This window comes from Mycobacterium sp. (genome assembly GCF_050701515.1).
GTDB lineage: Bacteria > Actinomycetota > Actinomycetes > Mycobacteriales > Mycobacteriaceae > Mycobacterium.
In genome coordinates, this window is the sequence record NZ_JBOGDB010000179.1 from 1 (window position 1) to 24,952 (window position 24,952).

29 protein-coding genes, 1 tRNA gene and 1 pseudogene are annotated in these 24,952 nt (G+C 65.9%); 21 read left to right on the forward strand and 10 right to left on the reverse strand.

All coding sequences use genetic code 11. The features are described from left to right. Positions 1 to 283: pseudogene (locus ACRDU5_RS14885) on the reverse strand (nicotinate phosphoribosyltransferase); the annotation flags it as partial. A gap of 92 nt (positions 284 to 375) precedes the next feature. Between ACRDU5_RS14885 and clpS the strand changes: the two are divergent. From clpS to rdgB, 11 genes are all read left to right on the forward strand, one after another. Next, positions 376 to 678: an ATP-dependent Clp protease adapter ClpS gene (gene clpS, locus ACRDU5_RS14890; protein ID WP_526615364.1), complete on the forward strand. Its 303-nt coding sequence runs from the start codon at positions 376 to 378 to the stop codon at positions 676 to 678. Between the two features lie 12 nt (positions 679 to 690). Beyond that, positions 691 to 1,269 (forward strand): oxidative stress transcriptional regulator AosR, encoded by a 579-nt coding sequence (aosR, locus tag ACRDU5_RS14895; RefSeq protein ID WP_526615365.1) that lies wholly within the window; start codon positions 691 to 693, stop codon positions 1,267 to 1,269. After that, positions 1,218 to 2,288: a P1 family peptidase gene (locus ACRDU5_RS14900; RefSeq protein ID WP_526615366.1), complete on the forward strand. Its 1,071-nt coding sequence runs from the start codon at positions 1,218 to 1,220 to the stop codon at positions 2,286 to 2,288. The genes aosR and ACRDU5_RS14900 overlap by 52 nt, the downstream gene beginning before the upstream one ends. A 27-nt stretch (positions 2,289 to 2,315) precedes the next feature. Then, positions 2,316 to 2,729, forward strand: a complete 414-nt coding sequence (locus tag ACRDU5_RS14905; RefSeq protein WP_526615367.1) for a M67 family metallopeptidase — start codon at positions 2,316 to 2,318, stop codon at positions 2,727 to 2,729. Positions 2,730 to 2,751: 22 nt separating this feature from the next. Then, a complete protein-coding gene (locus ACRDU5_RS14910) occupies positions 2,752 to 3,033 on the forward strand; it encodes a MoaD/ThiS family protein (RefSeq protein ID WP_526615368.1) in 282 nt (93 codons plus the stop codon). 2 nt (positions 3,034 to 3,035) lie between these two features. Next, complete coding sequence (locus ACRDU5_RS14915; protein WP_526615369.1) at positions 3,036 to 3,998, forward strand: cysteine synthase; 963 nt, start codon at positions 3,036 to 3,038, stop codon at positions 3,996 to 3,998. Beyond that, complete coding sequence (locus ACRDU5_RS14920) at positions 3,989 to 4,678, forward strand: rhomboid family intramembrane serine protease (protein ID WP_526615370.1); 690 nt, start codon at positions 3,989 to 3,991, stop codon at positions 4,676 to 4,678. Before ACRDU5_RS14915 ends, ACRDU5_RS14920 begins: the two co-directional genes overlap by 10 nt. Then, positions 4,675 to 5,496, forward strand: coding sequence for a glutamate racemase (gene murI / locus ACRDU5_RS14925; protein ID WP_526615372.1), 822 nt, complete (start codon positions 4,675 to 4,677; stop codon positions 5,494 to 5,496). The genes ACRDU5_RS14920 and murI overlap by 4 nt, the downstream gene beginning before the upstream one ends. A gap of 61 nt (positions 5,497 to 5,557) precedes the next feature. Then, positions 5,558 to 6,331 carry a cyclic nucleotide-degrading phosphodiesterase gene (locus ACRDU5_RS14930; RefSeq protein ID WP_526615373.1) on the forward strand — a complete coding sequence of 258 codons (774 nt, stop codon included), beginning with the start codon at positions 5,558 to 5,560 and terminating at the stop codon, positions 6,329 to 6,331. A 17-nt stretch (positions 6,332 to 6,348) separates the two neighbouring features. Next, the gene (gene rph / locus ACRDU5_RS14935) at positions 6,349 to 7,131 is read left to right on the forward strand and encodes a ribonuclease PH (RefSeq protein WP_526615374.1); all 783 of its coding nucleotides are present in this window, start codon (positions 6,349 to 6,351) and stop codon (positions 7,129 to 7,131) included. Continuing rightward, on the forward strand, positions 7,128 to 7,733 hold the full coding sequence (gene rdgB / locus ACRDU5_RS14940) for an RdgB/HAM1 family non-canonical purine NTP pyrophosphatase (RefSeq protein WP_526615396.1): 606 nt from the start codon (positions 7,128 to 7,130) through the stop codon (positions 7,731 to 7,733). Before rph ends, rdgB begins: the two co-directional genes overlap by 4 nt. Here rdgB and ACRDU5_RS14945 read toward each other — a convergent pair. From ACRDU5_RS14945 to ACRDU5_RS14955, 3 genes are read right to left on the reverse strand one after another with little or no spacing between them, the layout of a single operon-like run. Then, a complete protein-coding gene (locus ACRDU5_RS14945) occupies positions 7,723 to 8,055 on the reverse strand; it encodes a DUF3817 domain-containing protein (RefSeq protein WP_526615375.1) in 333 nt (110 codons plus the stop codon). The genes rdgB and ACRDU5_RS14945 overlap by 11 nt on opposite strands. Then, entirely contained in the window at positions 8,052 to 8,423 is a 372-nt protein-coding gene (locus tag ACRDU5_RS14950) for a hypothetical protein (protein ID WP_526615376.1), read from the reverse strand. The genes ACRDU5_RS14945 and ACRDU5_RS14950 overlap by 4 nt, the downstream gene beginning before the upstream one ends. Continuing rightward, positions 8,404 to 9,120, reverse strand: coding sequence for a hypothetical protein (locus tag ACRDU5_RS14955; protein WP_526615378.1), 717 nt, complete (start codon positions 9,118 to 9,120; stop codon positions 8,404 to 8,406). Before ACRDU5_RS14955 ends, ACRDU5_RS14950 begins: the two co-directional genes overlap by 20 nt. A gap of 115 nt (positions 9,121 to 9,235) precedes the next feature. On the opposite strand from ACRDU5_RS14955, the gene ACRDU5_RS14960 reads away from it, so the two are divergent. Beyond that, positions 9,236 to 9,321, forward strand: a tRNA-Leu gene (locus ACRDU5_RS14960). A gap of 12 nt (positions 9,322 to 9,333) precedes the next feature. Here ACRDU5_RS14960 and ACRDU5_RS14965 read toward each other — a convergent pair. Beyond that, positions 9,334 to 10,773, reverse strand: a complete 1,440-nt coding sequence (locus ACRDU5_RS14965; protein WP_526615379.1) for an amidase — start codon at positions 10,771 to 10,773, stop codon at positions 9,334 to 9,336. A 111-nt stretch (positions 10,774 to 10,884) separates the two neighbouring features. On the opposite strand from ACRDU5_RS14965, the gene ACRDU5_RS14970 reads away from it, so the two are divergent. From ACRDU5_RS14970 to ACRDU5_RS14980, 3 genes are all read left to right on the forward strand, one after another. Continuing rightward, positions 10,885 to 11,370 (forward strand): DUF309 domain-containing protein, encoded by a 486-nt coding sequence (locus ACRDU5_RS14970; RefSeq protein WP_526615380.1) that lies wholly within the window; start codon positions 10,885 to 10,887, stop codon positions 11,368 to 11,370. 118 nt (positions 11,371 to 11,488) lie between these two features. Continuing rightward, positions 11,489 to 11,794, forward strand: a complete 306-nt coding sequence (locus ACRDU5_RS14975) for a hypothetical protein (protein ID WP_526615381.1) — start codon at positions 11,489 to 11,491, stop codon at positions 11,792 to 11,794. 1 nt (position 11,795) lies between these two features. Next, on the forward strand, positions 11,796 to 12,860 hold the full coding sequence (locus ACRDU5_RS14980; protein ID WP_526615382.1) for an amidohydrolase family protein: 1,065 nt from the start codon (positions 11,796 to 11,798) through the stop codon (positions 12,858 to 12,860). A 1-nt stretch (position 12,861) separates the two neighbouring features. Here the strand turns inward: ACRDU5_RS14980 and ACRDU5_RS14985 are convergent, their stop codons facing one another. Beyond that, entirely contained in the window at positions 12,862 to 14,079 is a 1,218-nt protein-coding gene (locus ACRDU5_RS14985) for a cytochrome P450 (protein WP_526615383.1), read from the reverse strand. A 98-nt stretch (positions 14,080 to 14,177) separates the two neighbouring features. Between ACRDU5_RS14985 and ACRDU5_RS14990 the strand changes: the two genes are divergently transcribed. The 4 genes from ACRDU5_RS14990 to ACRDU5_RS15005 all read left to right on the forward strand — a co-directional run bounded on the left by ACRDU5_RS14990 (position 14,178) and on the right by ACRDU5_RS15005 (position 18,838). After that, the gene (locus ACRDU5_RS14990; RefSeq protein ID WP_526615384.1) at positions 14,178 to 14,801 is read left to right on the forward strand and encodes a TetR/AcrR family transcriptional regulator; all 624 of its coding nucleotides are present in this window, start codon (positions 14,178 to 14,180) and stop codon (positions 14,799 to 14,801) included. Then, positions 14,801 to 15,745 (forward strand): SDR family NAD(P)-dependent oxidoreductase, encoded by a 945-nt coding sequence (locus ACRDU5_RS14995; protein ID WP_526615385.1) that lies wholly within the window; start codon positions 14,801 to 14,803, stop codon positions 15,743 to 15,745. The genes ACRDU5_RS14990 and ACRDU5_RS14995 overlap by 1 nt, the downstream gene beginning before the upstream one ends. 85 nt (positions 15,746 to 15,830) lie before the next feature. Then, entirely contained in the window at positions 15,831 to 17,183 is a 1,353-nt protein-coding gene (locus ACRDU5_RS15000) for an aromatic ring-hydroxylating oxygenase subunit alpha (RefSeq protein WP_526615386.1), read from the forward strand. Continuing rightward, positions 17,177 to 18,838: an FAD-dependent oxidoreductase gene (locus ACRDU5_RS15005; protein WP_526615387.1), complete on the forward strand. Its 1,662-nt coding sequence runs from the start codon at positions 17,177 to 17,179 to the stop codon at positions 18,836 to 18,838. The genes ACRDU5_RS15000 and ACRDU5_RS15005 overlap by 7 nt, the downstream gene beginning before the upstream one ends. Here the strand turns inward: ACRDU5_RS15005 and ACRDU5_RS15010 are convergent. Genes ACRDU5_RS15010 through ACRDU5_RS15025 form a run of 4 tightly spaced genes read right to left on the reverse strand, consistent with a single transcriptional unit; the run spans position 18,835 to position 23,191 of the window. Beyond that, positions 18,835 to 19,701, reverse strand: coding sequence for an enoyl-CoA hydratase/isomerase family protein (locus ACRDU5_RS15010; RefSeq protein ID WP_526615388.1), 867 nt, complete (start codon positions 19,699 to 19,701; stop codon positions 18,835 to 18,837). The two genes, ACRDU5_RS15005 and ACRDU5_RS15010, sit on opposite strands and share 4 nt — an antisense overlap. 9 nt (positions 19,702 to 19,710) lie before the next feature. Next, complete coding sequence (locus ACRDU5_RS15015) at positions 19,711 to 20,931, reverse strand: CaiB/BaiF CoA transferase family protein (protein ID WP_526615389.1); 1,221 nt, start codon at positions 20,929 to 20,931, stop codon at positions 19,711 to 19,713. Beyond that, complete coding sequence (locus tag ACRDU5_RS15020) at positions 20,928 to 22,037, reverse strand: acyl-CoA dehydrogenase family protein (protein WP_526615390.1); 1,110 nt, start codon at positions 22,035 to 22,037, stop codon at positions 20,928 to 20,930. The genes ACRDU5_RS15015 and ACRDU5_RS15020 overlap by 4 nt, the downstream gene beginning before the upstream one ends. Next, positions 22,034 to 23,191 (reverse strand): acyl-CoA dehydrogenase family protein, encoded by a 1,158-nt coding sequence (locus ACRDU5_RS15025; RefSeq protein WP_526615392.1) that lies wholly within the window; start codon positions 23,189 to 23,191, stop codon positions 22,034 to 22,036. Before ACRDU5_RS15025 ends, ACRDU5_RS15020 begins: the two co-directional genes overlap by 4 nt. A 116-nt stretch (positions 23,192 to 23,307) precedes the next feature. Here ACRDU5_RS15025 and ACRDU5_RS15030 point away from each other — a divergent pair, with 116 nt between their 5' ends. Together ACRDU5_RS15030 and ACRDU5_RS15035 are read left to right on the forward strand one after the other, a co-directional pair. Continuing rightward, positions 23,308 to 24,447, forward strand: coding sequence for a thiolase family protein (locus ACRDU5_RS15030; RefSeq protein ID WP_526615393.1), 1,140 nt, complete (start codon positions 23,308 to 23,310; stop codon positions 24,445 to 24,447). Between the two features lie 26 nt (positions 24,448 to 24,473). Further along, positions 24,474 to 24,952 (forward strand): SDR family NAD(P)-dependent oxidoreductase (locus tag ACRDU5_RS15035; protein WP_526615395.1); only part of this gene is annotated, 479 nt, incomplete at its 3' end.

Genomic DNA, 24,952 nt, shown 5'->3' on the forward strand with positions numbered 1-24,952 from the left:
CCGACAGCACGGGCGAGCCAGGGAAGTACAGTTCGCCCTCCGCATAGCCGTCGACGTCACCGCTGAATCGGTACTCGGCCAGAAAGGTCAACGTGTCGGAGTCCAGAAAGTCCGACAACGCGGCCAGCGCGGAGTCGTCGAACCTGAACTGCGCCAAGGCTTCCACAAATCGCGCGGTCCCGGCGACGACTCCGTACCGCCGCCCCGCCGGCAGCCGGCGGGCGAACACCTCGAATGTGGTCCGCCGGTTGGCGGTGTCGTCGCGTAACGCCGCCGCGAGCATCGTCAGCTCGTATTTGTCGGTCAGCAACGCCGCTGTCACACCGCAACCGTAGCCGTTCTCCAGGACAGGCAGGCCCCGGCTATTCTGGGCACATGGTTACGCCGGCGAAGACCCGACCGGGAACCCGCGAGGACCAGCACGTCGAAACCGTCGACGCCACAGATGCCCCGTGGATAACCATCGTTTGGGACGACCCCGTCAACCTGATGACATACGTGACGTACGTCTTCCAGAAGCTGTTCGGCTACAGCGAGCCGGAGGCCACCAAGCTCATGTTGCAGGTGCACAACGAGGGCAAGGCCGTGGTGTCGGCGGGCAGCCGCGAATCCATGGAGGTCGACGTGTCCAAGCTGCATTCCGCCGGCCTATGGGCCACCATGCAGCAGGACCGCTGACGGTACGCGACAGTGCGCAAATGGAAGCGGGTCGACACCGCCCACGGTCCGCGTTTCCGATCGTCCCTCGCCGAACACGAGGCGGCACTGCTGGCGAGCCTGGTTTCGTCAATGGTGGCAATGCTCGACGAACGCGAATCATCTTCGCCGGCAGATGAACTCGAGGAGATCACCGGGCTGAAGACCGGCAACGCGCGCCCTCCAGACGACGAGACGATGAAAAGGCTGCTACCCGACTTCTATCGGACCCATACCGACCACCCGGCGGGTTCAGACACCACGGAAAGCCTGAACAGCGCGCTGCGCAGTTTGCACGAGCCAGAGATCATTGCCGCCAAACGTGAAGCGGCACAACGGGTATTGGAGACCGTGCCGAACGGTGGCGGACGAGTCGAGCTGACCGAGAACGACGCGCACGCGTGGGCCGCCGCGGTCAACGACGTACGGCTTGCGTTGGGCACCATGCTCGAAGTGGGCCCGGACGGGCCCGATCGGCTGCCCAGAGACCATGCCATGGCCGGACATCTCGATGTCTATCAATGGCTCACCGTCTTGCAGGAGTATCTCGTCCTCGGGTTGATGGACGAGTGACGAGCGCGATCACCGACGTCGGCGGGATCCGGGTCGGGCAGCACCAGCGGCTGGACCCCGACGCGTCGCTGGGCGCCGGATGGGCCAGCGGCACAACCGTGGTGTTGACGCCGCCGGGCACCGTCGGTGCGGTCGACGCCCGCGGCGGCGCTCCGGCTACCAGGGAGACCGACCTGCTCGATCCGATGAACTCGGTGTGCCACGTCGACGCCGTGGTGCTCGGCGGCGGCAGCGCGTATGGGTTGGCGGCCGCCGACGGCGTGATGAGATGGCTCGAGGAGCGCGAGCGCGGCGTGGCGCTGGAGGGCGGCGTGGTGCCGATCGTGCCCGCCGCGGCGGTCTTCGACCTGCCGGTCGGCGGATGGAAGTGCCGTCCCACCGCGGAGTTCGGCTACGCCGCCGCCGAGACGGCCGGAGCGGAGGTGGTACTCGGCAACGTGGGTGCGGGGACCGGAGCGCGCGTCGGGGTGCTCAAGGGCGGGGTCGGAACGGCGTCGGTGACGCTCGACTCGGGAGTCACCGTCGGCGCCATCGTGGTGGTCAACGCCGCCGGTGAGGTGATCGACACGGCCACCGGGCTGCCGTGGCTCGCCTATCAGATCGAGGAGTTCGGCCTGATGTCGCCGCCTTCCGATCAGATCGCCGCCTACGCCGCCCGGCACGCCGAGTTCAGCCCGCTCAACACCACCATCGCGGTGGTCGCCACCGACGCTGCCTTGAGCCCGGCCGGGTGCCGCCGAGTCGCGGTCGCGGCGCACGATGGGCTCGCGCGAACCATCCGGCCATGCCATACCCCGCTGGATGGCGATACGGTGTTCGCGCTGGCCACCGGCGCCGTCGAAGTGCCACCGGATCCCACCACGCCGGCGTCGATGTCGCCGGAGATGCCCCTGATCACCCAGGTCGGCGCGGCCGCGGCGGACTGCCTGGCCCGTGCGGTGCTGGTGGGCGTGCTCGCCGCGGAGTCGGTCGCCGGAATACCGTCTTACCGGGACATGTTGCCCGGAGCGTTCGGTTGACCGGCCCTGAAAGGAAGGTGAAGTGCTGTGCTGGTGATCCGTGCCGACCTGGTCGACGCCATGGTCGCCCACGCCCGCGCCGACCACCCCGACGAGGCGTGCGGGTTGATCGCCGGCCCAGAGGGCTCCGACCGGCCCGAGCGATACATCTCGATGCTCAACGCCGAACGCTCGCCGACGTTCTACCGCTTCGACTCCGGCGAGCAGCTCAAGGTGTGGCGCGCATTAGAAAATGCAGGCGAGGCCCCGATTATCATCTACCACTCGCACACCTCGACCGAGGCGTATCCCAGCCGGACCGACATCTCGTATGCGTCCGAACCCGACGCGCACTACGTGCTGGTGTCCACCCGCGACCCCGACGAACACGAGCTGCGCAGCTACCGCATCATCGACGGCGTCGTCACCGAGGAACCCGTCAAAATCGTCGAGCAGTACTAGACCAAAAGAGGAAGCCCAGCCGATGACCGTGAGCGTCTCCATCCCGACCATCCTGCGCACCCACACCGGCGGCCAGAAGCGCGTCACCGCCTCCGGCGACACGCTGCAGGCGGTGATCAGCGATCTGGAGTCGAACTACTCCGGCATCTCCGAGCGCCTGGTCGACGGGGCTAATCCTGGCAAGCTGAACCGCTATGTGAACATCTACGTCAACGACGAGGACGTTCGGTTCTCGGGTGGCCTGGACACCGAAGTCTCCGACGGAGACTCGGTCACCATCCTTCCGGCCGTCGCAGGCGGTTGACTTTGACGCGATATGACTCGCTGCTGAAGGCCTTGGGCAACACGCCGCTGGTGGCGCTGCGTCGGCTGTCGCCGCGCTGGGATGACGAGCCGCACGTGCGGCTGTGGGCCAAGCTCGAGGACCGCAATCCGACCGGCTCGATCAAGGACCGGCCCGCGCTGCGGATGATCGAGGACGCCGAACGACGGGGCATGCTGCAGCCCGGCGCCACCATTCTGGAACCCACCAGCGGCAACACCGGGATCTCGCTGGCGATGGCGGCCCTGCTCAAGGGCTACTCGTTGATCTGCGTGATGCCGGAGAACACGTCGATCGAGCGCCGCCAACTGCTCGAGCTCTACGGCGCGCGGATCATCTTCTCGCCGGCCGAGGGCGGCTCCAACACGGCGGTGGCGCACGCCAAGGAGCTGGCTGCACAGAACCCCGACTGGGTGATGCTCTACCAATACGGGAACGAGGCCAACACCTTGTCCCATTACGAAGGCACCGGCCCCGAACTGCTGGCCGACCTGCCGGAGATCACTCACTTCGTCGCCGGGCTGGGTACCACGGGCACGCTGATGGGCACCGGACGGTACCTGCGGGAGAACGTGGCCAACATCCAGATCGTGGCGGCCGAGCCCCGCTACGGCGAAGGGGTGTACGCGCTGCGCAACATCGACGAGGGCTTCATCCCCGAGCTGTACGACCCCGGCGTGCTGACCACCCGGTTCTCGGTCGGGTCGTTCGACGCGATCCGGCGCACCCGCGAACTGATTCAGGTCGAGGGCATCTTCGCCGGCATATCCACCGGTGCGGTGCTGCACGCCGCGCTGGGCGTTGCGGCCAAGGCGGTCAAGGCAAACGAGCGCGCCGACATCGCCTTCGTGGTCGCCGATGCGGGATGGAAGTATCTGTCGACCGGTGCGTACGCCGGTAGCCTGGACGAAGCGGAAGACGCGCTGGAAGGGCAATTATGGGCATGACCGGACCGGCCGGATACCCGGCCCCACCCGAGCCGAAGAAGCGGCCGGTGTGGATGGTCGGCGGCGTCACGATCCTCAGCTTCGTCGTGCTGCTCTACGTCATCGAGTTGTGGGACAGCTTGACCGATCACCGCCTGGACCAGAACGGCATCCGGCCGCTGGAGAGCGATGGCCTGATGGGCATCATCTTCGCGCCGCTGCTGCACTCGAACTGGGATCACCTGATCGCCAACACCGTTCCGGCGTTGATCCTGGGTTTCCTGATGACTCTGGCGGGGTTGTCCCGGTTCATCTTTGCGACGGCCATCGTCTGGATTCTCGGTGGCTTCGGCACGTGGCTGATCGGCAATGTCGGCACGCAGTGCCCCTACGTCGGCGTGCCCTGCGAGGCCAACCACATCGGCGCCTCCGGCCTGATCTTCGGCTGGTTGGCGTTTCTGATCGTGTTCGGGTTTTTCACCCGCAAGGCGTGGGAGATCATCGTCGGCGTGATCGTGTTGTTCATCTACGGCGGCATCCTGCTCGGTGTGCTGCCCGGCACCCCCGGGGTGTCCTGGCAGGGCCATCTGTGCGGCGCGGTCGCCGGGGTGATCGCCGCTTACCTGTTGTCCGGGCCCGAACGCAAGGCCCGCGAACTACGCAAGCGCGGGACCGCCCTACCGCCGACATACTCCTCGTGAGCCCGCCCTTGACGCCCGTCGGGATCTTCGACTCCGGCGTCGGCGGCCTCACCGTCGCGCGGGCGATCATCGATCAGCTGCCCGATGAGGACATCCTCTATGTCGGGGATACCGCCAACGGTCCCTACGGCCCGCTGACCATTGCCGAGATTCGGGCGCACGCGCTGGCGATCGGCGACGACCTGGTCGACCGCGGCGTCAAGGCGCTGGTCATCGCCTGCAACTCGGCGTCTTCGGCGTGCCTTCGCGACGCCAGGGAGCGCTACCATCCGGTGCCGGTCGTCGAGGTGATCCTGCCCGCGGTGCGCCGCGCCGTGGCGGCCACCCGCAACGGTCGCATCGGCGTGATCGGCACCGAGGCGACGATCTCGTCGGGTGCCTATCAAGATGCGTTCGCCGCCGCGCGCGACACCGTGATCACCGGCGTGGCCTGCCCGCGGTTCGTCGACTTCGTCGAGCGCGGTGTCACCAGCGGCCGGCAAGTGCTCGGTCTGGCCGAGGGCTATTTGGAACCGCTGCAGCGCGCCGAGGTGGACACCCTGGTGTTGGGCTGTACCCACTATCCGATGCTGTCCGGGCTGATCCAGCTGGCGATGGGCGAGGCGGTCACCCTGGTGTCCAGTGCGGAGGAGACCGCCAAGGACTTGCTGCGGGTGCTCACCGAGCTCGATCTGCTTCGCCCCCACGATGCACCGCAGGCGCGGCGGCAGTTCGAGTCGACCGGCGATCCTGAGGCGTTCACCACACTGGCGGCCCGATTCCTTGGTCCGACTCTCGACGGCGTTCGACCTGTTCAGCGTCACGTCGGCGCTCAATAATGATCTTCGTCGCCGAAAGCGGCGATGTTTTCGTCACCGGGATAGCGGGCATGGCAAGCTAGTGAGCGTGCGAATCACCGTACTCGGGTGCTCCGGCAGTGTTGTCGGGCCTGATTCGCCAGCCTCGGGCTATCTCGTGCACGCGCCCGACACGCCTCCACTGGTCATCGATTTCGGCCCCGGTGTGCTGGGTGCCCTTCAACGCCATGCCGATCCGAACTCGGTTCACGTCTTGCTGTCACACCTGCATGCCGACCATTGCCTCGATCTGCCCGGTCTCTTCGTTTGGCGGCGCTACCATCCGACGCCTGCGAAGGAACGCGGCTTGATGTACGGCCCGAAGAAGACGTGGGCGCGGCTGGGCGCGGCGTCGTCGCCGGAAGGCGCGGAGATCGACGATTTCTCCGACATCTTCGACGTACGCAACTGGGTCGACAAGGAGACCGTGCACATCGGTTCGCTGACGATCGAGCCGCGGCTGGTGACCCATCCCACCGAGTCCTTCGGAATGCGGCTCACCGATCCGTCCGGGGCCACGCTGGTCTACAGCGGCGACACCGGGGTCTGCGACGCCCTGGTCGAATTGGCCCGCGGTGCCGACGTGTTCCTGTGCGAGGCGTCGTGGACCCATCATCCGTCGCGGCCGCCGGCTTTGCATCTATCTGGCACCGAGGCGGGTCAGGCCGCCGCCATGGCCGGGGTCGGCGAATTGTTGCTGACCCACATTCCGCCATGGACGTCACGTGAGGACGTGATCAGCGAGGCGAAGGCGGAGTTCGACGGGCCGGTGCACGCGGTGGTGTGCGGGGAGACGTTCGCCGTCACCAAGCGCTGAACCGTTACTGTTGGCGGGTGTCCACACGAGAAGACGGCCGGCTCGACGACGAGCTGCGTCCGGTGGTCATCACCCGCGGCTTCACCTCGCATCCGGCGGGATCGGTACTCGTGGAGTTCGGTCAGACGCGGGTCATGTGCACGGCCAGCGTCACCGAGGGCGTGCCGCGCTGGCGTAAGGGCTCGGGGCAGGGCTGGCTCACCGCCGAGTACGCAATGTTGCCCGCGGCCACCCACGAGCGATCGGACCGCGAGTCGGTGCGGGGCCGCATCGGAGGCCGCACCCAGGAGATCAGCCGACTGGTCGGACGATCGTTGCGCGCCTGCATCGACCTGGGGGCGCTGGGGGAGAACACCATCGCCATCGACTGCGACGTGTTGCAGGCCGACGGTGGTACCCGCACCGCGGCCATCACCGGGGCATATGTCGCGCTGGCCGACGCGGTGTCGTGGCTGTCGGCCGCCGGGAAACTATCGGACCCGCGTCCGCTGTCGTGCGCGATCTCCGCGGTCAGCGTCGGCGTGGTGGACGGACGCATTCGCGTCGACCTGCCCTATACCGAGGATGCGCGTGCGGAGGTGGACATGAACGTCGTCGCCACCGACACCGGAACGCTGGTCGAGGTCCAGGGGACAGGCGAGGGGGCGACGTTCCCGCGCTCGACGCTGGACAAGCTGCTCGATGCCGCGCTGGGCGCTTGCGATCAGCTGTTCGCCATCCAACGCGAGGCGCTGGAACTCCCGTATCCCGGTGTGCTGCCCGAGTCGGACTCGCCGGCAAAGAAGGCGTTCGGAAGCTGACCGAGCTGCTGGTCGCCAGCCGGAACCGCAAGAAGCTGGCGGAACTGCGCCGGGTGCTCGACGCCGCGGGGATCTCGGGCCTGACCCTGCTGTCGTTGGACGACGTCGACGCGTTCGACGAAGCACCCGAGACGGGCGCGACCTTCGAGGACAACGCGGTGGCCAAGGCGCGGGACGGGCTTCGTGCCACCGGCCTGGCCACGGTCGCCGACGATTCCGGGCTCGAGGTTGATGCGTTGAACGGCATGCCCGGCGTGCTGTCGGCCCGCTGGGCGGGCGTGCACGGCGACGACGCGGCCAACACCACGCTCCTGCTGGCGCAGCTGCGCGACGTGCCCGACGCTCGGCGGGGCGCGGCGTTCGTTTCGGCGTGCGCGCTGGTGTACGGCGCGGGCGACGTGGTGGTGCGTGGCACCTGGCCGGGCAGCATCGCGCGAGAACCACGCGGCGACGGTGGATTTGGCTATGACCCGGTATTCATCCCGGATGGGTCGTCGCGGACCGCCGCGGAATTGAGCCCGGACGAGAAGAACGCGGTGTCGCATCGGGGCCGGGCGCTGGCAGCGCTTATGCCGGCGCTGCGTGACCTCGCTACAGGTTGAACCGCTGCTTGATCTCTTTGGTGCGGTAGTGCTCGACGATGATACCGACGAGCGGGACGGTGCCGGCCAGCAGGACGCCGATGGTCTTGGCGATCGGCCATCGCACCTTCACCGCGAGGTTGGCGGTAAAGAGCAGGTAGACAAAGTAGACCCAGCCGTGCACAACCGCGATCCAGTCCAGGCCCTCCACGCCGAAGACGTACTTCGCCACCATCTCGTAGCACAGCAGGATGAGCCACAGTCCGGTCGTCCAGGCCATCACGCGATAACCGAGCAGAGCCCTTCTGATGGTTTCGACGGGTGTGGTTTGGGTTTCGGTCATGTCGTCGGTTGTTCCTTGTCCTTCTCGGCGAGCTCGGCCAGGTAGGCGTTGTACTCGCGCAGCGCGGGATCGTCGTCGGATTGTGTTGCGGGCTCGGGCCTTTCGGGAAGCAGACCGGCCGGGATCTCGGTGACGGAGTCGTGGTGCTTCGGTTCGGGCGGCGACTCCTCGTACCGGACGAATTTGTAATACGCATAGACGCAGAAGCCGGCGAATAGCGGCCATTGCATTGCATAGCCCAGATTCTGGAAGGAGCCCGACGCCGATTCGTAGCGGACCCACTGCCACCAGGCCAGGGCCAGGCAACCGGCCGCGGCGACGATCACCAGCGCGATCAGCGCCGGTCTCCTACGCCGTGTAGTGGACACCATTCAACGGTACCGCTTTGGACTTTGGCCCGATGAATGTGTCGAGGCGGGCCGTGTCGGCTTTGCGGTAGATAGAGACGATTTTCTTGCTCGACCGTGTCCAGTGAATACCGAGCTTGTCGAGCGCTCCGGTGAACAGGCCGATGATGTCCTCCGACATGGTCGAGAAGTGATAGCGGACGCTCATGACGCCGCGATCGTTGGCAACGACTCGGCAACCGTCGCTGTGGATCAGACCGAGGATGAATTCTTCCGTCTCCTGATCGACAAAGGCTTGTGGCCACGGTTCGAGCCTGATCGGTCTCAGGTGCTTCCTACCGGGCCCGTGCTGGGGGAGCAGGCACGGCCAATGCTTCGAATGAAGCGAAACGTCGACGCACCCAACCCGTTGCACTATCCCCGTGTGCTGGCCTGGCATCAAGACCTCGATCGCCTTACTGCAGCGGCCGATGATTGCCGGGTACTTCTGGTCGCAGGTGATCCGTAATCGCCAGACTTGGCGATTCCGTGAGATGGAACCATCTCCGAGGTACAGACCAAAAACATAGCAGTACGCCTCTGCGGGGAGCTGCGAGAAGTCATGGGCGACGCCGCAGGGCGCACCCAGATCTCTCGATCTAACAGCCGGTCGTCGGCGCCAGCCTCGCACCGTCGTTCGTGGCACGCCGATCTGGCGTGCGATCGCGCAGTCATTCATCCCGGCCGCGAAGAGCTGTTAGCGGCGTCGAACTGAACTGCCGAGCGCATGACCTGAAGCTATCCGGCACCGCCGACGGATTCGCCGCCACGCTGAGCGGTAGGATCGGCACGCCGCGGGCGTGGTGAAATTTCGGCAAACACACCGGCTTTAGGTGCCGGCGCTCGAGAGAGCTTGGGGGTTCGAGTCCCCCCGCCCGCACTTTCCGTTCGATCAGATCTCGGGTGTGCGGTGGGCCCAGGGGTTTGCCTGCTCGAGCTGACTCGCGACGCGGACCAGGATGTCTTCGCGACCGTAGGCGGCGACGAACTGCACCCCGATAGGCAAGCCCTCGGCTGTCCACGCCAGCGGGAGGCTGATCGCCGGTTGGCCGCTGGTGTTGAACGGGGGAGTGAACGGTACGAACTCGCCCGCGCGTCGCATCGGCGACATCGGGTGGTCGGGGTCGTTGACGATCGTGCCGAGCTTGATCGGCACCTCGGAAACCGTCGGTGTGAGCAGCAGATCCCAGCCGTCGTGCCACCACGATTGCACCGCCCGGCGATACTGGGCGACAGCCGAGAGCGCGAGCCCGTAGTCGACGGCGGTTAAGTGCTTGGCGAAGTCAGCCTGGATCCGGTTCATCGGTTCGAACTCGTGATCCTCCAACGGGCGGCCGAGCTGTTCCTCGAAGCGGCGCTGCGAGAGGCCGATGTTGGCGCTCCAGAGTGCGCCGAACTTAGAGCCAAACGTCTCGTCCTCCAACGCCTTCGGCCACGCCGCCTCGACGTGGTGCCCCAACGATTCGAGAAGCTTGCCGACGGCTTGTGTCGCATCGGTGACTTCGGTGTCGACCGGCCCACCCTGTGGGTGGTGGTCGAGGATGCCGATGCGCAGCCGGCCCGGGTCGGCGCTGAGCTCCTCGACGTATGGGCGTGCGGGCGGTGTCGCGATCACGGTGTCGCCGATCCCCGGGCCGTGCGTCGCGTCGAGCAATGCGGCCGTGTCGCGCACGGTGCGGCTGACGCAGTGCTCGACCGACAGTCCGCTCTCCTCGCGGAGGGGGCCTAGTGTGATGCGACCCTGGCTCGGCTTGAGCCCGACGAGGCCGCAACAAGACGAAGGGATGCGGGTCGATCCGCCGCCGTCACTGGCGTGGGCGAACGGCACCATCCCCGACGCGACCGCGGCGGCCGCACCACCGCTCGACCCACCGGGTGTGCGCGTCGTGTCCCACGGATTGTGGGTCGCGCCCCACGCGACGGGCTCGGTGGTAGGCACGCTGCCGAGCTCGGGGCTGTTCGTGCGGCCGGCGATCACGAGCCCGGCCGCACGGTGACGGCTGATGAGTGTCGTGTCGGCATCGGCGATGACGTGAGCCTCCTTGAACGCGACGTTGCCGTTGCTGATCCGCTGCCCCGCGTACGTGGCGAAGAGATCCTTGATGAGGAACGGCACGCCACGGAACGGGCCGCTGGGAAGATCGGGGCTTGCGGCAGTCTCTCGGGCGTGGTCGAACCAGCGGATCACGACCGCGTTGAGGGCCGGATCGATGCGTTCGATGCGCTCGATCGCAGCTTCCAGCAGCTCGCTCGGCGACACCTCGCCCGACGCGACGAGCGCCGCCTGATCGATCGCATCCATCCAACGTGTCTGATCGGCAAGTGCGCTCATGGCAGTCTGTGTAGCACGTATTGGCCACGCCTCCGGCGGACCCCGTGTTTGCGGATCGGTCCGATCTCCCGGTCGCGGTAAGCGAATCTCCATCGATGCCATGATGTGCACGTGACTGAGCGTGATCGCGACGAATTCGGCCGACCCCGAAGCACTCGTCCCCGCGACGCTCTGGGTCGACCACTTCCGCCAGGCAATGAAGGCGTTCCACGCATTCCGGATGACCTCAACCTGGCGCCGGCCGAAACACTGGCCTATGCCCAGGACCTGCTGGATCGGGGCTTGGCATTCAACGCGCACGAGGTGCTCGAGGCCGCATGGAAGACCGGCCCGGTCGATGAGCGGATGCTGTGGCAGGGTCTGGCGCAGCTCGCGGTCGGCATCACCCACGTCCAGCGCGGCAATGTCAAGGGCGCGATCACCGTGCTTCGCCGCGCGGCGGCCGGCATTGCCGACGACGACAAGCCGGCACCGTACGCCATCGACGTCGCAGGTTTGGTCGACTACGCCGGTGCGCTGATCAACGATCTCGCAGCCGGCGCCGAGATCACACCCAATCGCCTACGCCCCCGTCTGGTTCTCGTCCGTCCTCACTAGACGCGCCGCCGGCTCCGCGGTTACTTCGCCCACGGGAAGAACTTGCTTGGCGGATGGCATCCCGCACTGCGTAAGCTGGATCCGGTCGAGGTCTGAAACGCTCTCTTGGGGGCTTGCGATGCGGTTGTTCATTCGTCGTCTGGCGGTCGTCCTCGCGGTGGCGTTTGCGCCGATGGCCTTCGTGACGGTCGTGACGCCGGCAGTGAGCTCGGCGGATTGCGCCTATGGCGAGTGGTGGGATCCGGTGGCCAGTGTCTGCCGCCCGGTCGGCGTCCAGCTGCCGAAGAACTGTGGGGATGGCTGGTGGGATCCGGTGATCAACGACTGCCGCCCGCCACTGGTGCCGTTGGCATGTGTGAACGGCGCATGGTGGGATCCGGCGGCCCACGTGTGCCGGCCCCCGTTGATACCACCGCCTCCGTGACATGCGGATCATCGATGCCGATGGACACGTCGCCGAGGGAGCTTCGCTAGCGGTCGAAGCGATGCAGCGCTGGCCGCAACACATTACGCCGCGGGACGACGGACGCGCTTTGGTGATCGAGGGCCGCAACTATCCCGAGGACAGCGGTTCGGGCGCGGGCTGTCCACGCGAGCATGGCCTGTCGACCGCGGATGGCATCGACCATTCATCCGCAGAAGGTGTCCTGCGGGACGCCGACCGCGATCACATCGACACGATGGTGCTGTATCCGAGCCTCGGACTCTGTGTGCCCAGCCTCGAAGACCCAGACCTGGCCTCGGGCTTTGCCCGGCTCTACAACCAGTGGATTGCGGATTACTGTGCGACCTCGAACGGCCGCCTACGCGGTATCGCGGCGACCCCGATCGAGCACGGGCAGGTGGCGATCGACATCATGCGCGAGGCCAAGGATCTCGGTCTGGTGGCAACGCACATCCCGCCGGCACTGCGGACGCGCAACCTCGATCACCCCGACCTCGACCCGTTCTATGCGGCCGTCGTCGAAATGGACATGCCGCTCGGCATTCACGGTGCTCCGGGCATGCATCTGCCGAAGATCGGCGTCGACCGCTTCACGAACTACATCCAGGTGCACTGCATCAGTTTTCCGTTCGACCAGATGACGGCGATGACCGCGCTGGTGTCGGGCGGCGTCTTCGACAGGCATCCTGGCTTGCGCGTCGCATTTCTCGAGGCCGGTGTCGGCTGGGTGCCGTTCTTCATCGACCGGTTGGGTGAACATTTCGAGAAGCGCGGCGATTGGATCGACGGCGGTTGGCAGCGGGATCCGGAGGAGTATCTGAAGGCCGGCAACATCTGGACGACCTGCGAACCCGAGGAGCCGATCCTGCCCGGGGTCGTCGATGTGCTCGGTGACGACTTCATCATGTTCGCCAGCGACTACCCGCATTGGGATGGCGAATGGCCCGATAGCACAAAGCATTTGCGCACCCGCCCCGACATCAGCGAGGAGACCCGCGCCAAAATCGGCGGCCTGAACGCACAGCGCTTCTACGGGCTCAACTGAGTTACCAGGTAACCGGCAACTCGTGAATGGTGTAGATCTCCTGCTCGCCGGCGAAGCTCAGCTCTTCCACCGGCACCGCCAGCCGAAGGCCCGGTAGTCGACGGACCAACGTCGCAAGCGCGACCTGCAGTTCGACGCGAGCGAGGTTCTGTCCGATGCACTGGTGTACGCCGAAGCCAAAACCAAGGTGCCCGCGTGGATTTCGGTCTATGTCGAAGGTGTCGGGATTGTCGACGAACGAGGCATCCCAGTTCCCGGCGGGCAGGTTCATCAGCACATGTTCGCCGGCGCGAATCAATTGACCGTTGATGGTGAGGTCTTCAAGCGCCACCCGGTCGACCTGGCTGTGCACGATGGTCAGATAGCGCATCAGTTCCTCGACGATATTGGCGATCAACGCCGGGTCGTCGGTTTGGCGTAGCCGTTCCAGGTGGTCAGGATGCTGAAGCAACGCAACGGTTCCCAGCGAGATCATGCCGGCCGTGGTTTCGTGTCCGGCCTGCAGCAGAATCACACAGTTCATGACCGCCGTCTCGCGGCCGAGTTCGCCCTTGGCGACGTAATCGGTGATCAGCCGGCTCATCAAGTCGTCGCCCGGTTCGCGTTCCTTGAGTGCGTACAGCTCCCACATGTAGTCGAACATCGCGCCGATCGACGCCGCCTTCTGCTCGTCCGTCGATCGGGAGTCGAGCCCCTTCGTACTGTTCTGCTGGAAGAATTCGTGGTCCTGGTAGGGGACGCCGAGCAGCAGGGAGATCACCAGCGACGGCACCGGCAGCGCGAACGCGCGAACCAGATCGGCCGGCGGTCCCGCCTCGATCATGTCGTCCAGGAATCCGTCGACCAACTCCTGGATCTGCGGGCGCATCGCCTCGGCTCGCCGGAAGGTGAAGTCCCTGGTCATCATTCGACGCAGCCGGTTGTGCTCGGGATCGTCGATGCGCGCGAAGATCACCGGAATGCTGTCATCCGCAGTTCTCGTTTGCATGCTTTCCGGAAGCGTGTTCGCGCTCAGGCGCGGATCGGTCAGGGCCGCCCTGATGTCCTGGTAGCGGCTGATTACCCAAGTCGGCTGATGACGCCATAGGGCCAACTGCAGGCCTTCAGACGCCCGCCATTCTCCGAACTCGGGCGGGGGCTTCAACGGGCAACGGGCGTCCCGCGGTATGGGAACGGCGGGTAGTCCGGTGCCGTCGCCGAGGGCTGAGGTCGTCGTCATTGCCGCTCCTGCTGATGTAATCGACAGCCAACTGCCACTTCGCCCCGAGCGTAGAGGCGACATTAATGGCAGTCAACTGTCGGTTACAGTGTGTGGTTATGACCGTGGCAGCCGACCGGCCCCTACGTGCGGACGCCGCGCGCAATGCCGAACGCATCGTGCGCGCCGCCCGCGAGATCTATGCCGAACTCGGACCGGACGCGCCCATGGACGCCATCGCTCGACGCGCCGGCGTGGGGGAACGAACGCTCTACCGCAGATTTCCGACCAAGGGTGAGCTGGCGAGGGCAGTCATCGACGAGAGCATCGCCGAGAACCTTTCCCCCGTCATCGAACGGGCCAGGCGGAGCCGGAACCCACTGCGCGGCCTGACCGATCTGATCGAGGCGGCGATCGCGCTCGGTGCACGGGAGCACAATGTGCTGGCGGTGGCGCGAAAGGCCGGGTCGCTGACCGACGTTTCAACGCAACTCGACGAGACGCTCGCTGACCTCACCCGCCGCGCTCAGCAAGCCGGCCTCGTCCGCGCCGACCTGGTCGCTGACGATCTGCCGCGGATCATCGCGATGCTCAACAGCGTGCTCACGACGATGGATCCCGCGTCCGATGGTTGGCGGCGCTACGTCGTGTTGATGCTCGACGCGGTATCGACCTCGACACCACGTCGGCTGCCCTCGGCGGTGGCGATCCAATATCAGCCGCTAGGCGATTGGCCGGTGTGATGAGCGAATTGCGTTTCGACGGTCATGTCGCGGTGGTTACCGGTGCGGGCCGGGGGCTGGGCAGAGAGCACGCGCTGCTGCTCGCCTCGCGCGGGGCGCGCGTCGTCGTCAACGATCTTGGTGGGTCGGTCACCGGCGACGGATCAGGTGTCGACGCTGCGCAATCGACCGCGCAGGAGATCAAGGACAAGGGAGGCGACGCGGTCGCCGACACCAACAACGTCGCTACACCCGAGGGTGGACAGGCGATCATCGACACCGCGCTCGAGTCCTGGGGGCGCGTCGACATCCTGGTCAACAATGCTGGAACCGTCTCTGATGCGGCGTTCGAGGACATGACCGAAGAACGGCTGAGCCCACTGCTGAACGTCCATCTGAAGGGCGCCTTCTTCGTCACCCGGCCAGCATGGAAGGCAATGCGGCAGCAGAACTTTGGCCGCATTGTCAACACCTGCTCGGCAGCGGGGATACTCGGCGCGCCACGGATGAGTAACTACGGAGCGGCCAAGACCGGGCTCATCGGGCTAACCCGCGTTTTGGCCGCCGAGGCCGTCGGGCTCGATATCAAGGTCAACGCGGTCGCGCCCGTCGCCGCCACCCGGATGATGGACTATTCGATGGCCAGTGTCGCCGAGGTCAACAAACCTGAGGCCGAAGAACTCATGCGCCCTTTTCTCGATCGCCTCGACCCCGCCCTGGTGTCCCCGGTGGTGGCGTTTCTCGCCCACGCGGATTGCCCGGTTTCCGGCGAGATCTACACAGTCGGCGGCGGACAGGTATCCCGGTTCTTCATCGGCAGGACCAAGGGTTACTACAACCCGACATTGTCAGTGGAGGACGTACGGGCTCACCTTGACGAGATCCGCGACCCAACCGATCACACCGTCCCGTCTGGACCGGCTGAGGAGATGGCCGAACTGTTCACCGCCATCGTCGGCGGCTAGCGCCGCAGCCGTTCAGGTCGACTTGCTATTTTTGCTAAGATAAGCAGCCAGTCGCCGAGGCAGAAGGGTGAGCAGATTGCCCGAAATGGACTGGACACCGCTTCCGGTGCCGTGGGCGGTCCAGACCGTAGACCGGATCCCCAAGCAGCGCTATTACGACCCGGACTTCTACGCCTTGGAGACCGAGCTGTTCTGGCCTCGCGTGTGGCAGATGGCCTGCCGGCTCGAGGAGATCCCCAAACCCGGCGACTTCGTGGAATACGAGATTCTCGACCAGTCGGTCATCGTGGTGCGAGTCGATGACTCCACCGTCCGCGCCTACTACAACTCCTGCCGCCATCGCGGCATGAAGATCATCGAAGGTCATGGCTCCCGTCGCAGCTTCGTCTGCCCGTTCCACGGATGGTGCTGGGGCCTCGACGGCAAGAACACGTTCGTGTTGCGACCCGAGATCTTCGACGAAAACAACCTGTGCTCAGACGATCTCGGCCTCGCGCCGGTCAGGTGTGAGCTGTGGGGCGGGTGCGCGTGGCTCAACCTCGACGACGGTGCGCCCCCGTTGCGTGACTGCATCGAGCCGTTCGCCTCCAAACACGACGAATGGAAGATCGAGGCGCTGCGCACCGAGTGGTGGAAGTCCTGCCTCCTCCCGGTGAACTGGAAGCTGGCGACGGCGGCCTTCATGGAGGGCTACCACGTGCCGCAGACCCACCCGCAGCTGCTGCCGTCGTCCTATAGCCCGGAATCGTCGTCGGTGCATCCCGTCGTGCAGGCGAGCCTCTACTTCATGCGCACACTCGGATCGGGCATGGGCGGCATGACGCATGAGAATGACGTCCGGATCGCCGAGGGTCTGCAGAACATCTCGCTGCCGAATGATCCGGCCGAGGCAATGGCGGCCTGGCGCGGCGCGCTCAACGACGAGATCACAAAATGGCACCGCGCCCGCGGCTGCGACTTTCCCGACCTGAACGATTTGGATCGGCGCGGGGTCATCGATCCGATCGGGTTCTGCTTCCCGCACTACTTCATCCTGCCGCAGTACAGCAGCGCGTCGTCGTACCGGATTCGTCCGCTCGGCCCCGAGCAGACGCTCTTCGAGGTCTGGTCGCTGACCCGCTACCCGGCCGATCGGTCACCGGGGAAACCCACCCCGCCGGAGCCGCTGGCACCCGACGACCCGAGCTGGCCGACCATTCCCGCCCAGGATTTCTCCAACCTGCCGCGCCAGCAGAAAGGTCTGCACGCCAAGGGTTTCGAGTACATGCGGCTGTCGAATCAGGTCGAGGGGCTGATCTCGAACTTTGAACGCATCGTCGACGGTTTCCTCGCCGGCCTGCCGTATGAGCGGCTGGTGCCCGCGATCCAGAAGACGAACACCACCATCGATGTACCGATCGCCAACCTCGGGCTCACCGAACGAGTCCCAGCATGGTGAATTGGAACAAGTCCGTCGACCTTCTCATCGCGGGTAGCGGCGGCGGCGGAATGGTCGCCGCCCTGGCGGCGCTCGACTCCGGGATGGAGCCGCTGGTCATTGAGAAGCAGGACGTGGTCGGTGGGTCCACCGGAATGTCTGGTGGCATGGCGTGGCTGCCGAACAACCCGTTGATGCGGGCGGACGGCATCGCGGACTCGCACGACGACGGCCTGGCGTACTTCGCCGATGTCATCGGGGATATTGGCGCGGCATCATCGCCGGCCCGCCGCGAGATGTTCCTCACCGCGGGCTCCGAGATGATCAATTTCCTGCTGGGCAAGGGCGTTCGGCTGGTCCGGTGCCCTGGCTGGAGCGACTACTACCCGAATCACAAAGGCGGCAATGCGGCCGGTCGCTCCGTCGAGGGAATCCCGTACGACGCCGCCTCGCTGGGCGACTGGAGCGACAAGGTCCAGCCGTCGATGGGCAAGAACTACGGGTTCGTGGTGAAGACCAACGAGCTGCGCTCGGTGCAGTACTTCAACCGTTCACCACGCGCGTTCGCCGTGGCAATGCGGGTGTTCTTGCGCACCAACCTAGCCCGGATCCGGCGTCGTGAAATCCTGACCAACGGTGCATCACTGATCGGTCAGATTCTGAAGTCCCTGATCGACATCGGCGGCGAGCCGCCAATCTGGACGAACGCCGCGATGGAGGACCTCATCGTCGAGGACGGCGGTGTCGTCGGCGCGCGCATCAGCCGCGATGGCTTGTCGATGAACATCGAGGCACGAAAAGGGGTTCTGCTCGCCGCGGGAGGTTTCAGCCGCAACGCGGACATGCGCCGCCGCTTCAGCGGCGAGCAGCCCAATGAGGCGCAATGGTCGATCGCGAACGCCGGTGATACCGGCGAAGTCCTGGAGACGGCGATGAGCCTCGGCGCGAAGACCGACCTGCTGGACGAGGCCTGGTGGCTACCAATGGTTTTCATCGCCGATCCCGGCGCCGTGTCATTGGGATCCGGGCGTCAGCGACCCGGAGCCATCTACGTCGACGGCACGGGCAGGCGGTTCTGCAACGAGTCGAACTCCTACGTCGAGGTCGGCAAGGCGATGTACGCCAACAAGGCGGTGCCGTGCTGGCAGGTCTTCGACGAGGGTTATGTGGGCAGGTACGTGTCGGGTGCCAACCCATTCAAGAAGCGGCATCTGCCCGAAGAACTGATTGAGCAGGGTGCCATCAAGCGCGCCGACACCGTCGGCGACCTTGCGCGCCAGATCGAGGTTCCCACCGACGCACTGGAGCACACGGTCAAGCGCTTCAACGAGTTTGCGGCCAAGGGCCTCGATCCCGACTTCGGGCGCGGACAATCGGCGTACAACAACTGCCTCGGCGATCCCGGGTATAAGCCCAATGCGGCGCTCGGCCCGCTCGATCGCGCGCCGTACTACGCGACCAAGGTTTATCCGGCCGATGTCGGGACGTGCGGCGGCGTGATCACCAATGAGCATGCGCAGGTGCTCGATGAACAGAACCGGGTCATCGACGGTCTTTATGCGACGGGCAACATCACCGCCACCGTGATGGGACGGAAGTATCTCGGCGCCGGTGGGAGCATTGCCAACACCATGGTGTTCGGCTACGTCGCCGCCCGCCACGCCGCCGGCCGCTAGGAATCTTCGTCGCGGTCGACGAAATCCCTTGGCGTCAAGCCCGACTGGATGAGCTCCGCTCGACGCGCCTGCACGTCGGATGCGGCACCGACCATGTTCGTCAGGATGTGGCTGACCTGCAGGTGCACCCGCATGCCCATCAGTTCCCAGGCCCGCTTCACGTTGTTCTTCACCGCCATCAACGTCGTCAGCGGGATCTGGCCGATCTTGCGGGCCATCTCCTCGACGGTCTCCTCGAGCTGGTCCCGCGGCACGACCTTGTTGAGCAGACCCCACTCGAGCGCTTCCTGCGCGGAAAGCGTTGGTGCCAGCAGAAGCCAGTCCATGGTGCGATGCCAGTTCATCATCAGCCACGGCTCGATCATGGTGTGCCCGCCGGGCTCGCCGAGGCTCTGCGCCAGCGGCATCTGGAAATACGCGTCGTCCGACGCGACGGAGAAATCGGTGAGCAGCCCGAGGTAGATCCCGCCGCCCATGCAGTAGCCGTGGATCTGCGAGATCGTCGGCTTCGGGAATTCCCATAGATACAGCGTCGGCCACAGGAACAGATCGGCGGTTCCCTTGTACAGGTCCTCGAACGTGTCTCCGAAGTCCGGGTAAGGATTCTCGTCGGGACCCCACCTGGCCACATGCCCGCCACAGAAACCCTTGCCATTGGCCTTCAGGATCACGACCTTGATCTCCTTGTCGCGGTCGGCCTCCCGAAGGCAGGCGTCGACTTCCGCTACCAGGTTTGCGTCCTTGGTGTTGGCCCGGTCGGGCCGGTTGAGGATGATCCGCGCGACCGGCGGTTCACGCTCATAGATGACCGATTCGAGTTCACGCCGCTCAGGCGACTTTGGTCGCTCCCGCTCCGGTGACATTGGTTTCTCCTAAAGAATCGCGCCGCTGTCCTTGGCCGTCGAGATGTCATCCCAGTCGAGGTCGAGCTCCAACAGGATCTCCTCGGTGTGCTGTCCATGTTCGGGAGCGCGTGCGGGCGGCGGGGCGGTTTCGTTGAATTGCACTGGTGCAGCGACGATCTGGTACTTGTTGCCTTGGTCGTCCACATTGCTGATGGTGTATCCGTTCGGCTCGACCTGCGGATCGTTGAGCGTTTCCTTCGGTGTGGCCAGTGCCGCCCACACGCCCGGTTCATCAGCAAGCGCCTTGCGCCAATGGTCGAGGTCCTTGCCCGCGATCGCCTCCCCGACGAGTGCGCACGCCCCTTCGGCGTTGGCGATCAGATTGCTCGACGGCACGAAGCGTTCGTCGGTGGCGAGCTCCGGCAGGCCGATCCGCTCGCAGAAACCCGCCCAGTAGCGGTCGGGCTGCAGGAAAACCATCTGGATCCACCGGTCGTCGCGCGTCTTGTAGCGATTGACGAGCGGGTTGATCGCCAGGCCCGGCGGCGCACCGGGAATGCCGTCGATGTCGAACAGGTCGGCGACCGAGATCGACGGCGCGATGGACCACATCGCCTGAGCCAGCAGTGACGAGTCGACGACCGATGGCTCGCCGGTGCGCTCCCGATGGAAGAGTGCGGCGCAGACGCCGCCCGCGAGCGTTATCCCGCCCTGCAGATCGCCGAAACCCGGACCCTGCACGGCAGGCGTCTCGGTGCCGAACGGTGTCAGGGTGTAGGCCACCCCGCCGCGAGACAGGTAGGTGGCTGCGTCGAATCCGCCCTTGTCGCGGTCGGGTCCGCGAACGCCGGTGCCGGTGCCGCGAGCGATGATGATGTTCGGATTGAACGAGCGGATGTCCTCGACCGTCAGCCGCGCTCGTTCCAGGGCACCAGGCAGCCAGTTGGTCATGAACACGTCCGCGCCGGCCAGTAGGCGACCGAAGTACTCGCGGCCGGCGTCGGATTTGATGTCGATCGCGATGCTGCGTTTGCCGCGGTTGCCGATTTCGAGGATGAAGTCGACGTGAGCCCGGGCGGCTTCCTTGGTGAAACCGCCGATGACCAGTGCGCGACCGGGGTCTCCGGCGGTGACGCCCTCCACCTTGATGACGTCGGCGCCCCAGTCCGCCAACGCTGCACCGGCGGACGGCACATAAGTCCACGAAGCCAGCTCGACGACGCGCACGCCACGCAGGACTTGTGTCATTGCAACACCTTTCGACCGGCTTGGCCGACCAGTTGCGCGCCGACGTCCTCGAGATATCGGTCGGGTCCGCCGCAGAGTGCGCTCCAGCCCAGCAGACGCTTGAGATAGAGGTGCGCGTCGTGCTCCCAGGTGAAGCCGATGCCGCCGAACACCTGGATCGCGGTGTCGCCGACGGAGGCCAGCCGGCCGGCAAATGCCTTGGCGCACAACGCGGCCAGGTGGCGCTCGGCGGCGTCCGCCGCGTCAGCGGCCCACAGTGCGTGGATGACTCCGCTGCGTGCGAGTTCCACGGTCTCGTACATGTCGACGCAGAGATGCTGGACCGCCTGGAAGCTGCCGATGGGTTGGTCGAACTGCCTTCGCACCTTGGCGTATTCGACGGCAAGGTGCATCACCGTGTGCGCGGCGCCGAGAGCATCGGCTGCATAGGCGATCAGCACATCGTCGACGAACGCCTGTACTGCATCCGCCGACGCGGGGGCGAGCCGCTGCGCGGGCACGTCGTCGAATACGACGTCGAACAGCTTGCGCGTTTGATCGACATGGGGCCGAGCCGTCACTACCATATCGGTCGACGTCGCATCGACGGCGAAAAGCCCGGCACCGTCGTCGTCCTCGGCGAGCAACAGCAGAACGTCGGCCGCGGCCACGTCCGGCATCGCCGCTATCTCGCCACGCAGGGTCGCGCCCCCACTCGCCTCCGTGGCCGTAAGCCGGGGGCCGTTCAGCGGGCCGGCAGTCGCGATCGTGGAACCGTCGGCGATTCCGGCCAGCAGCGCCGCGGCTGTACTCTCTGCGCCCATCCGTGAAAGTGCACGCGTCGCTGCGACCGCGCTCGACAGCCACGGTCCGGGGTTCAGCGCAGCGCCGAGCTCCTCGGCGACGGCTCCGGCTTCCACCATCGTCATTCCGGCCCCGCCGTATTCCTGCGGGACCAGCACACCGGCGGCACCGAGGGCGGCCAGCCCGCCCCACACCTCATCCGTTGTGCCGTCCTCGTCGTCGAGCATCGGCCGTACATGTGCTGCCACACTTGCCTTTTCGGCCAGGAAGCGCCGAACGGTATCACGTAGGGCCGACTGCTCGTCGGTGAGTTCGAGGTTCATCCGCGCGGCAATCCGAGAACTCGCACCGCAGTGACGCCCTTATTGATCTGGGTTGTCCCGCCGGCGATGGTCAGCGAGCGTGACGACAGCCGATGGTCCGTCCACCGGCCGCCTGTGGACCGCGAGCCGAGCAGGTCGAAGGCCAAAACGGCGAGGTCCTGACCTACCTCCGCCCAGACACTCTTGGCCAGGCTCGCCGAGCCGAGGGCATCACCACCGTGCAGCGTTGCCGAGATCGATCGCTTACACAACAGCTCTAGGTAGGAGATGCGCACGGCGATCTCACCCAACCGCCGCAGCGTTGCGGTGTTCTCGAGCGCCGGCCGGCCGTCGACCATGTGGTCGGCCAAATCGGCCACCAGATCCTCCACCTGCACCTGCATCTGCGCGTAAAGGCGCGCCGCCCCGGCCCGTTCGTGGCTCAACGTGGTGGTGGCGACCCGCCACCCTCCGTTCAGCGGGCCCAGTAACGAGTCTGCGGGCACTCGAACGTCATTGAAGAACACCTCCGCAAAATCGGCGGCGCCGTTGAGCGTGACCAGCGGGCGCGCCTCGATGCCGGGAAGCTTCATGTCGACGATCAAGCAGGAGATGCCCTTGTGTTTGGGCGCCTCGGGATCGGTGCGGACGTAGAGCTGACACCAATCGGCGCGGTGCCCGAGCGACGTCCAGATTTTCTGACCGTTGACCACGAAGTCGTCACCGTCGCGCACGGCGCGGGTGCGTAGCGAAGCCAGGTCGGATCCCGCTTCCGGCTCCGACATTCCTTGGCACCAGATGTCGTCCGCGCGCACCATGCGGGGGATGAGCTCGCGCTTCTGGCTGTCGGTGCCGTACTGCATGATCGCCGGCGCGATGTTGTTCATGCCGATCACGTTGAGCGGCACCGGAGCTCGCGCACGCGTGGTTTCCTCCGCGTAGGCGAGCTGCTCGAGCAAAGTAGCGCCGCGGCCGCCGTACTCCTTCGGCCAGGACACCGCGCCCCATCCCGCGTCGGCCAGCGTCGCGTCCCACGCGCGAAGAGTCTCGAAGGCGAGTGGGTCACGGCCGCGGCGCCGACCGGCCAGCACGATCTCATCGGTCAGGTTCGCGTTCAGCCACGCCCGCAGCTCCTTGCGAAACTGCTCCACCTCCGCCGGATATGAGAAGTCCACGGTGTCCTGTTCGGGAAATCGGTCGGATTGGTTTCTTTATAATTTTAGGTAGTATAGCTACCTCTGCAGTTAGAGTTGGCAGCAATGCTGCCGCACAACTTCGTGGATAGGGCGCAGTGAGCGAGTCGGCCGGCCGGTCAGCCATCGTGGGTGTCGGTTACTCGAAGATTCTCCGGGATAAGGGCATCGACGGGAGGCCGCTTGCGGTCGAGGCGTCGCGGACGGCCATCGCCGACGCGGGTCTGACGGTCAGTGATGTCGATGCCGTGTTCGAGTACGCCGGTGACGAGCAGGCGATGGACATCGCGCGGATGGTCGGGATCGACAACGTAGCGGTCTACGGCGACTACACGCCGCGCGGCCCGTCCGGTCTGGCCGCGGCGCTCGGAGCGCACATGGCGGTTCTGTCCGGAGCATGCGAGGTGGCGCTCTGCGTGCGCTCGGTCACCCGGGAATGGGGACAGATGAGCGGGCGGGCCCTGCCCCGTGCGTCGGGCCCGTGGCAGTGGGAGTTCCCGTATGGCGTGGCCGGCGGGATCATCCCGATCATGGGCATGAAGAAGCAGCGGCGGATGGCCACGCTCGGCACCAAAGAGGAAGACTACGGCCAGATCTCGCTGAACGGACGACGCTGGTCATCTCTCAACGACCGCGCCGTGATGCGCGACATGTTGACGATGGACGACTACTTCAATTCCCGATACGTGTCGGAGCCGCTTCGACTGCACGATTGCGACTATCCGGTGACGGGCGCGTGCGCGGTCGTCATCACGACGGCCGAGCGCGCGGCGGACGGGCCGAAACGCCCGGTGTGGATCGACGCGGTCGCCATGGGCATGGGGTGGAAACCGGACTTCACCTACAGCGACGACTTCTTGTTCGGGGGCACTCAGCAGTGCGCCGCCACCATGTGGAAGCGGTCGTCGGTCACTCCCGCCGATGTCGATGTGGCCGAGTTGTACGACGGCTTCACCCACATCTCGATGGCATGGGTGGAGGCAATGGGTCTCTGCGGGGTCGGGGAGTTCGGGAACTGGGCGGACGGTGGCAAGACGATCGGTCCGGGCGGAGCGCTACCGCTGAACACCAGCGGCGGGCAGCTTGCCGAGGGCCGGCTGCACGGGCTGGGCTTCCTGGCCGAGGGGGTCGCGCAACTGCGTGGCGAATGCGGGCCGCGACAGGTGCCCGATGCGCAGGTCGCGGTCGTCGCGAATGGCTTCGGGCCGCAGTGCGGGTCGTTGGTGTTGACGGCCTGAAAGAGCACGGTGAGGAAGGACCGGGCATGGGCAGAGTGACGGGCAAGGTGGCGTTGATCAGCGGAGCCGCCCGCGGCCAGGGGCGTTCACATGCGCGACTGCTCGCCGCCGAGGGCGCCGACATAATCGCGGTGGACATCTGCGCGGACATCGAGACCAACGAGTACCCGCTCGCGCGGCCCGAGGATCTCGACGAGACGGCCCGGCTGGTCGAGAAGGAGGGCCAGCGCGCGTACACGGAGATCGCCGACGTCCGCGACCGCGCGGCGCTGTCGGCCGCAATCGATCGCGGTGTCGCCGAGATCGGCCAGCTCGACATCGTGGTCGCCAATGCCGGCATCTGTCCGCTGACCGCCGGCCTACCCCCGCAGGCGTTCGCCGATGCGGTGGACGTGGACCTGGTCGGTGTTCTGAACCTCGTCCACGCCAGCCTCAAACACTTGAAGGCGGGGGCGTCGATCATCGTGACGGGCTCTAACGCGGCCTTCATGTCGTCGATGAACAC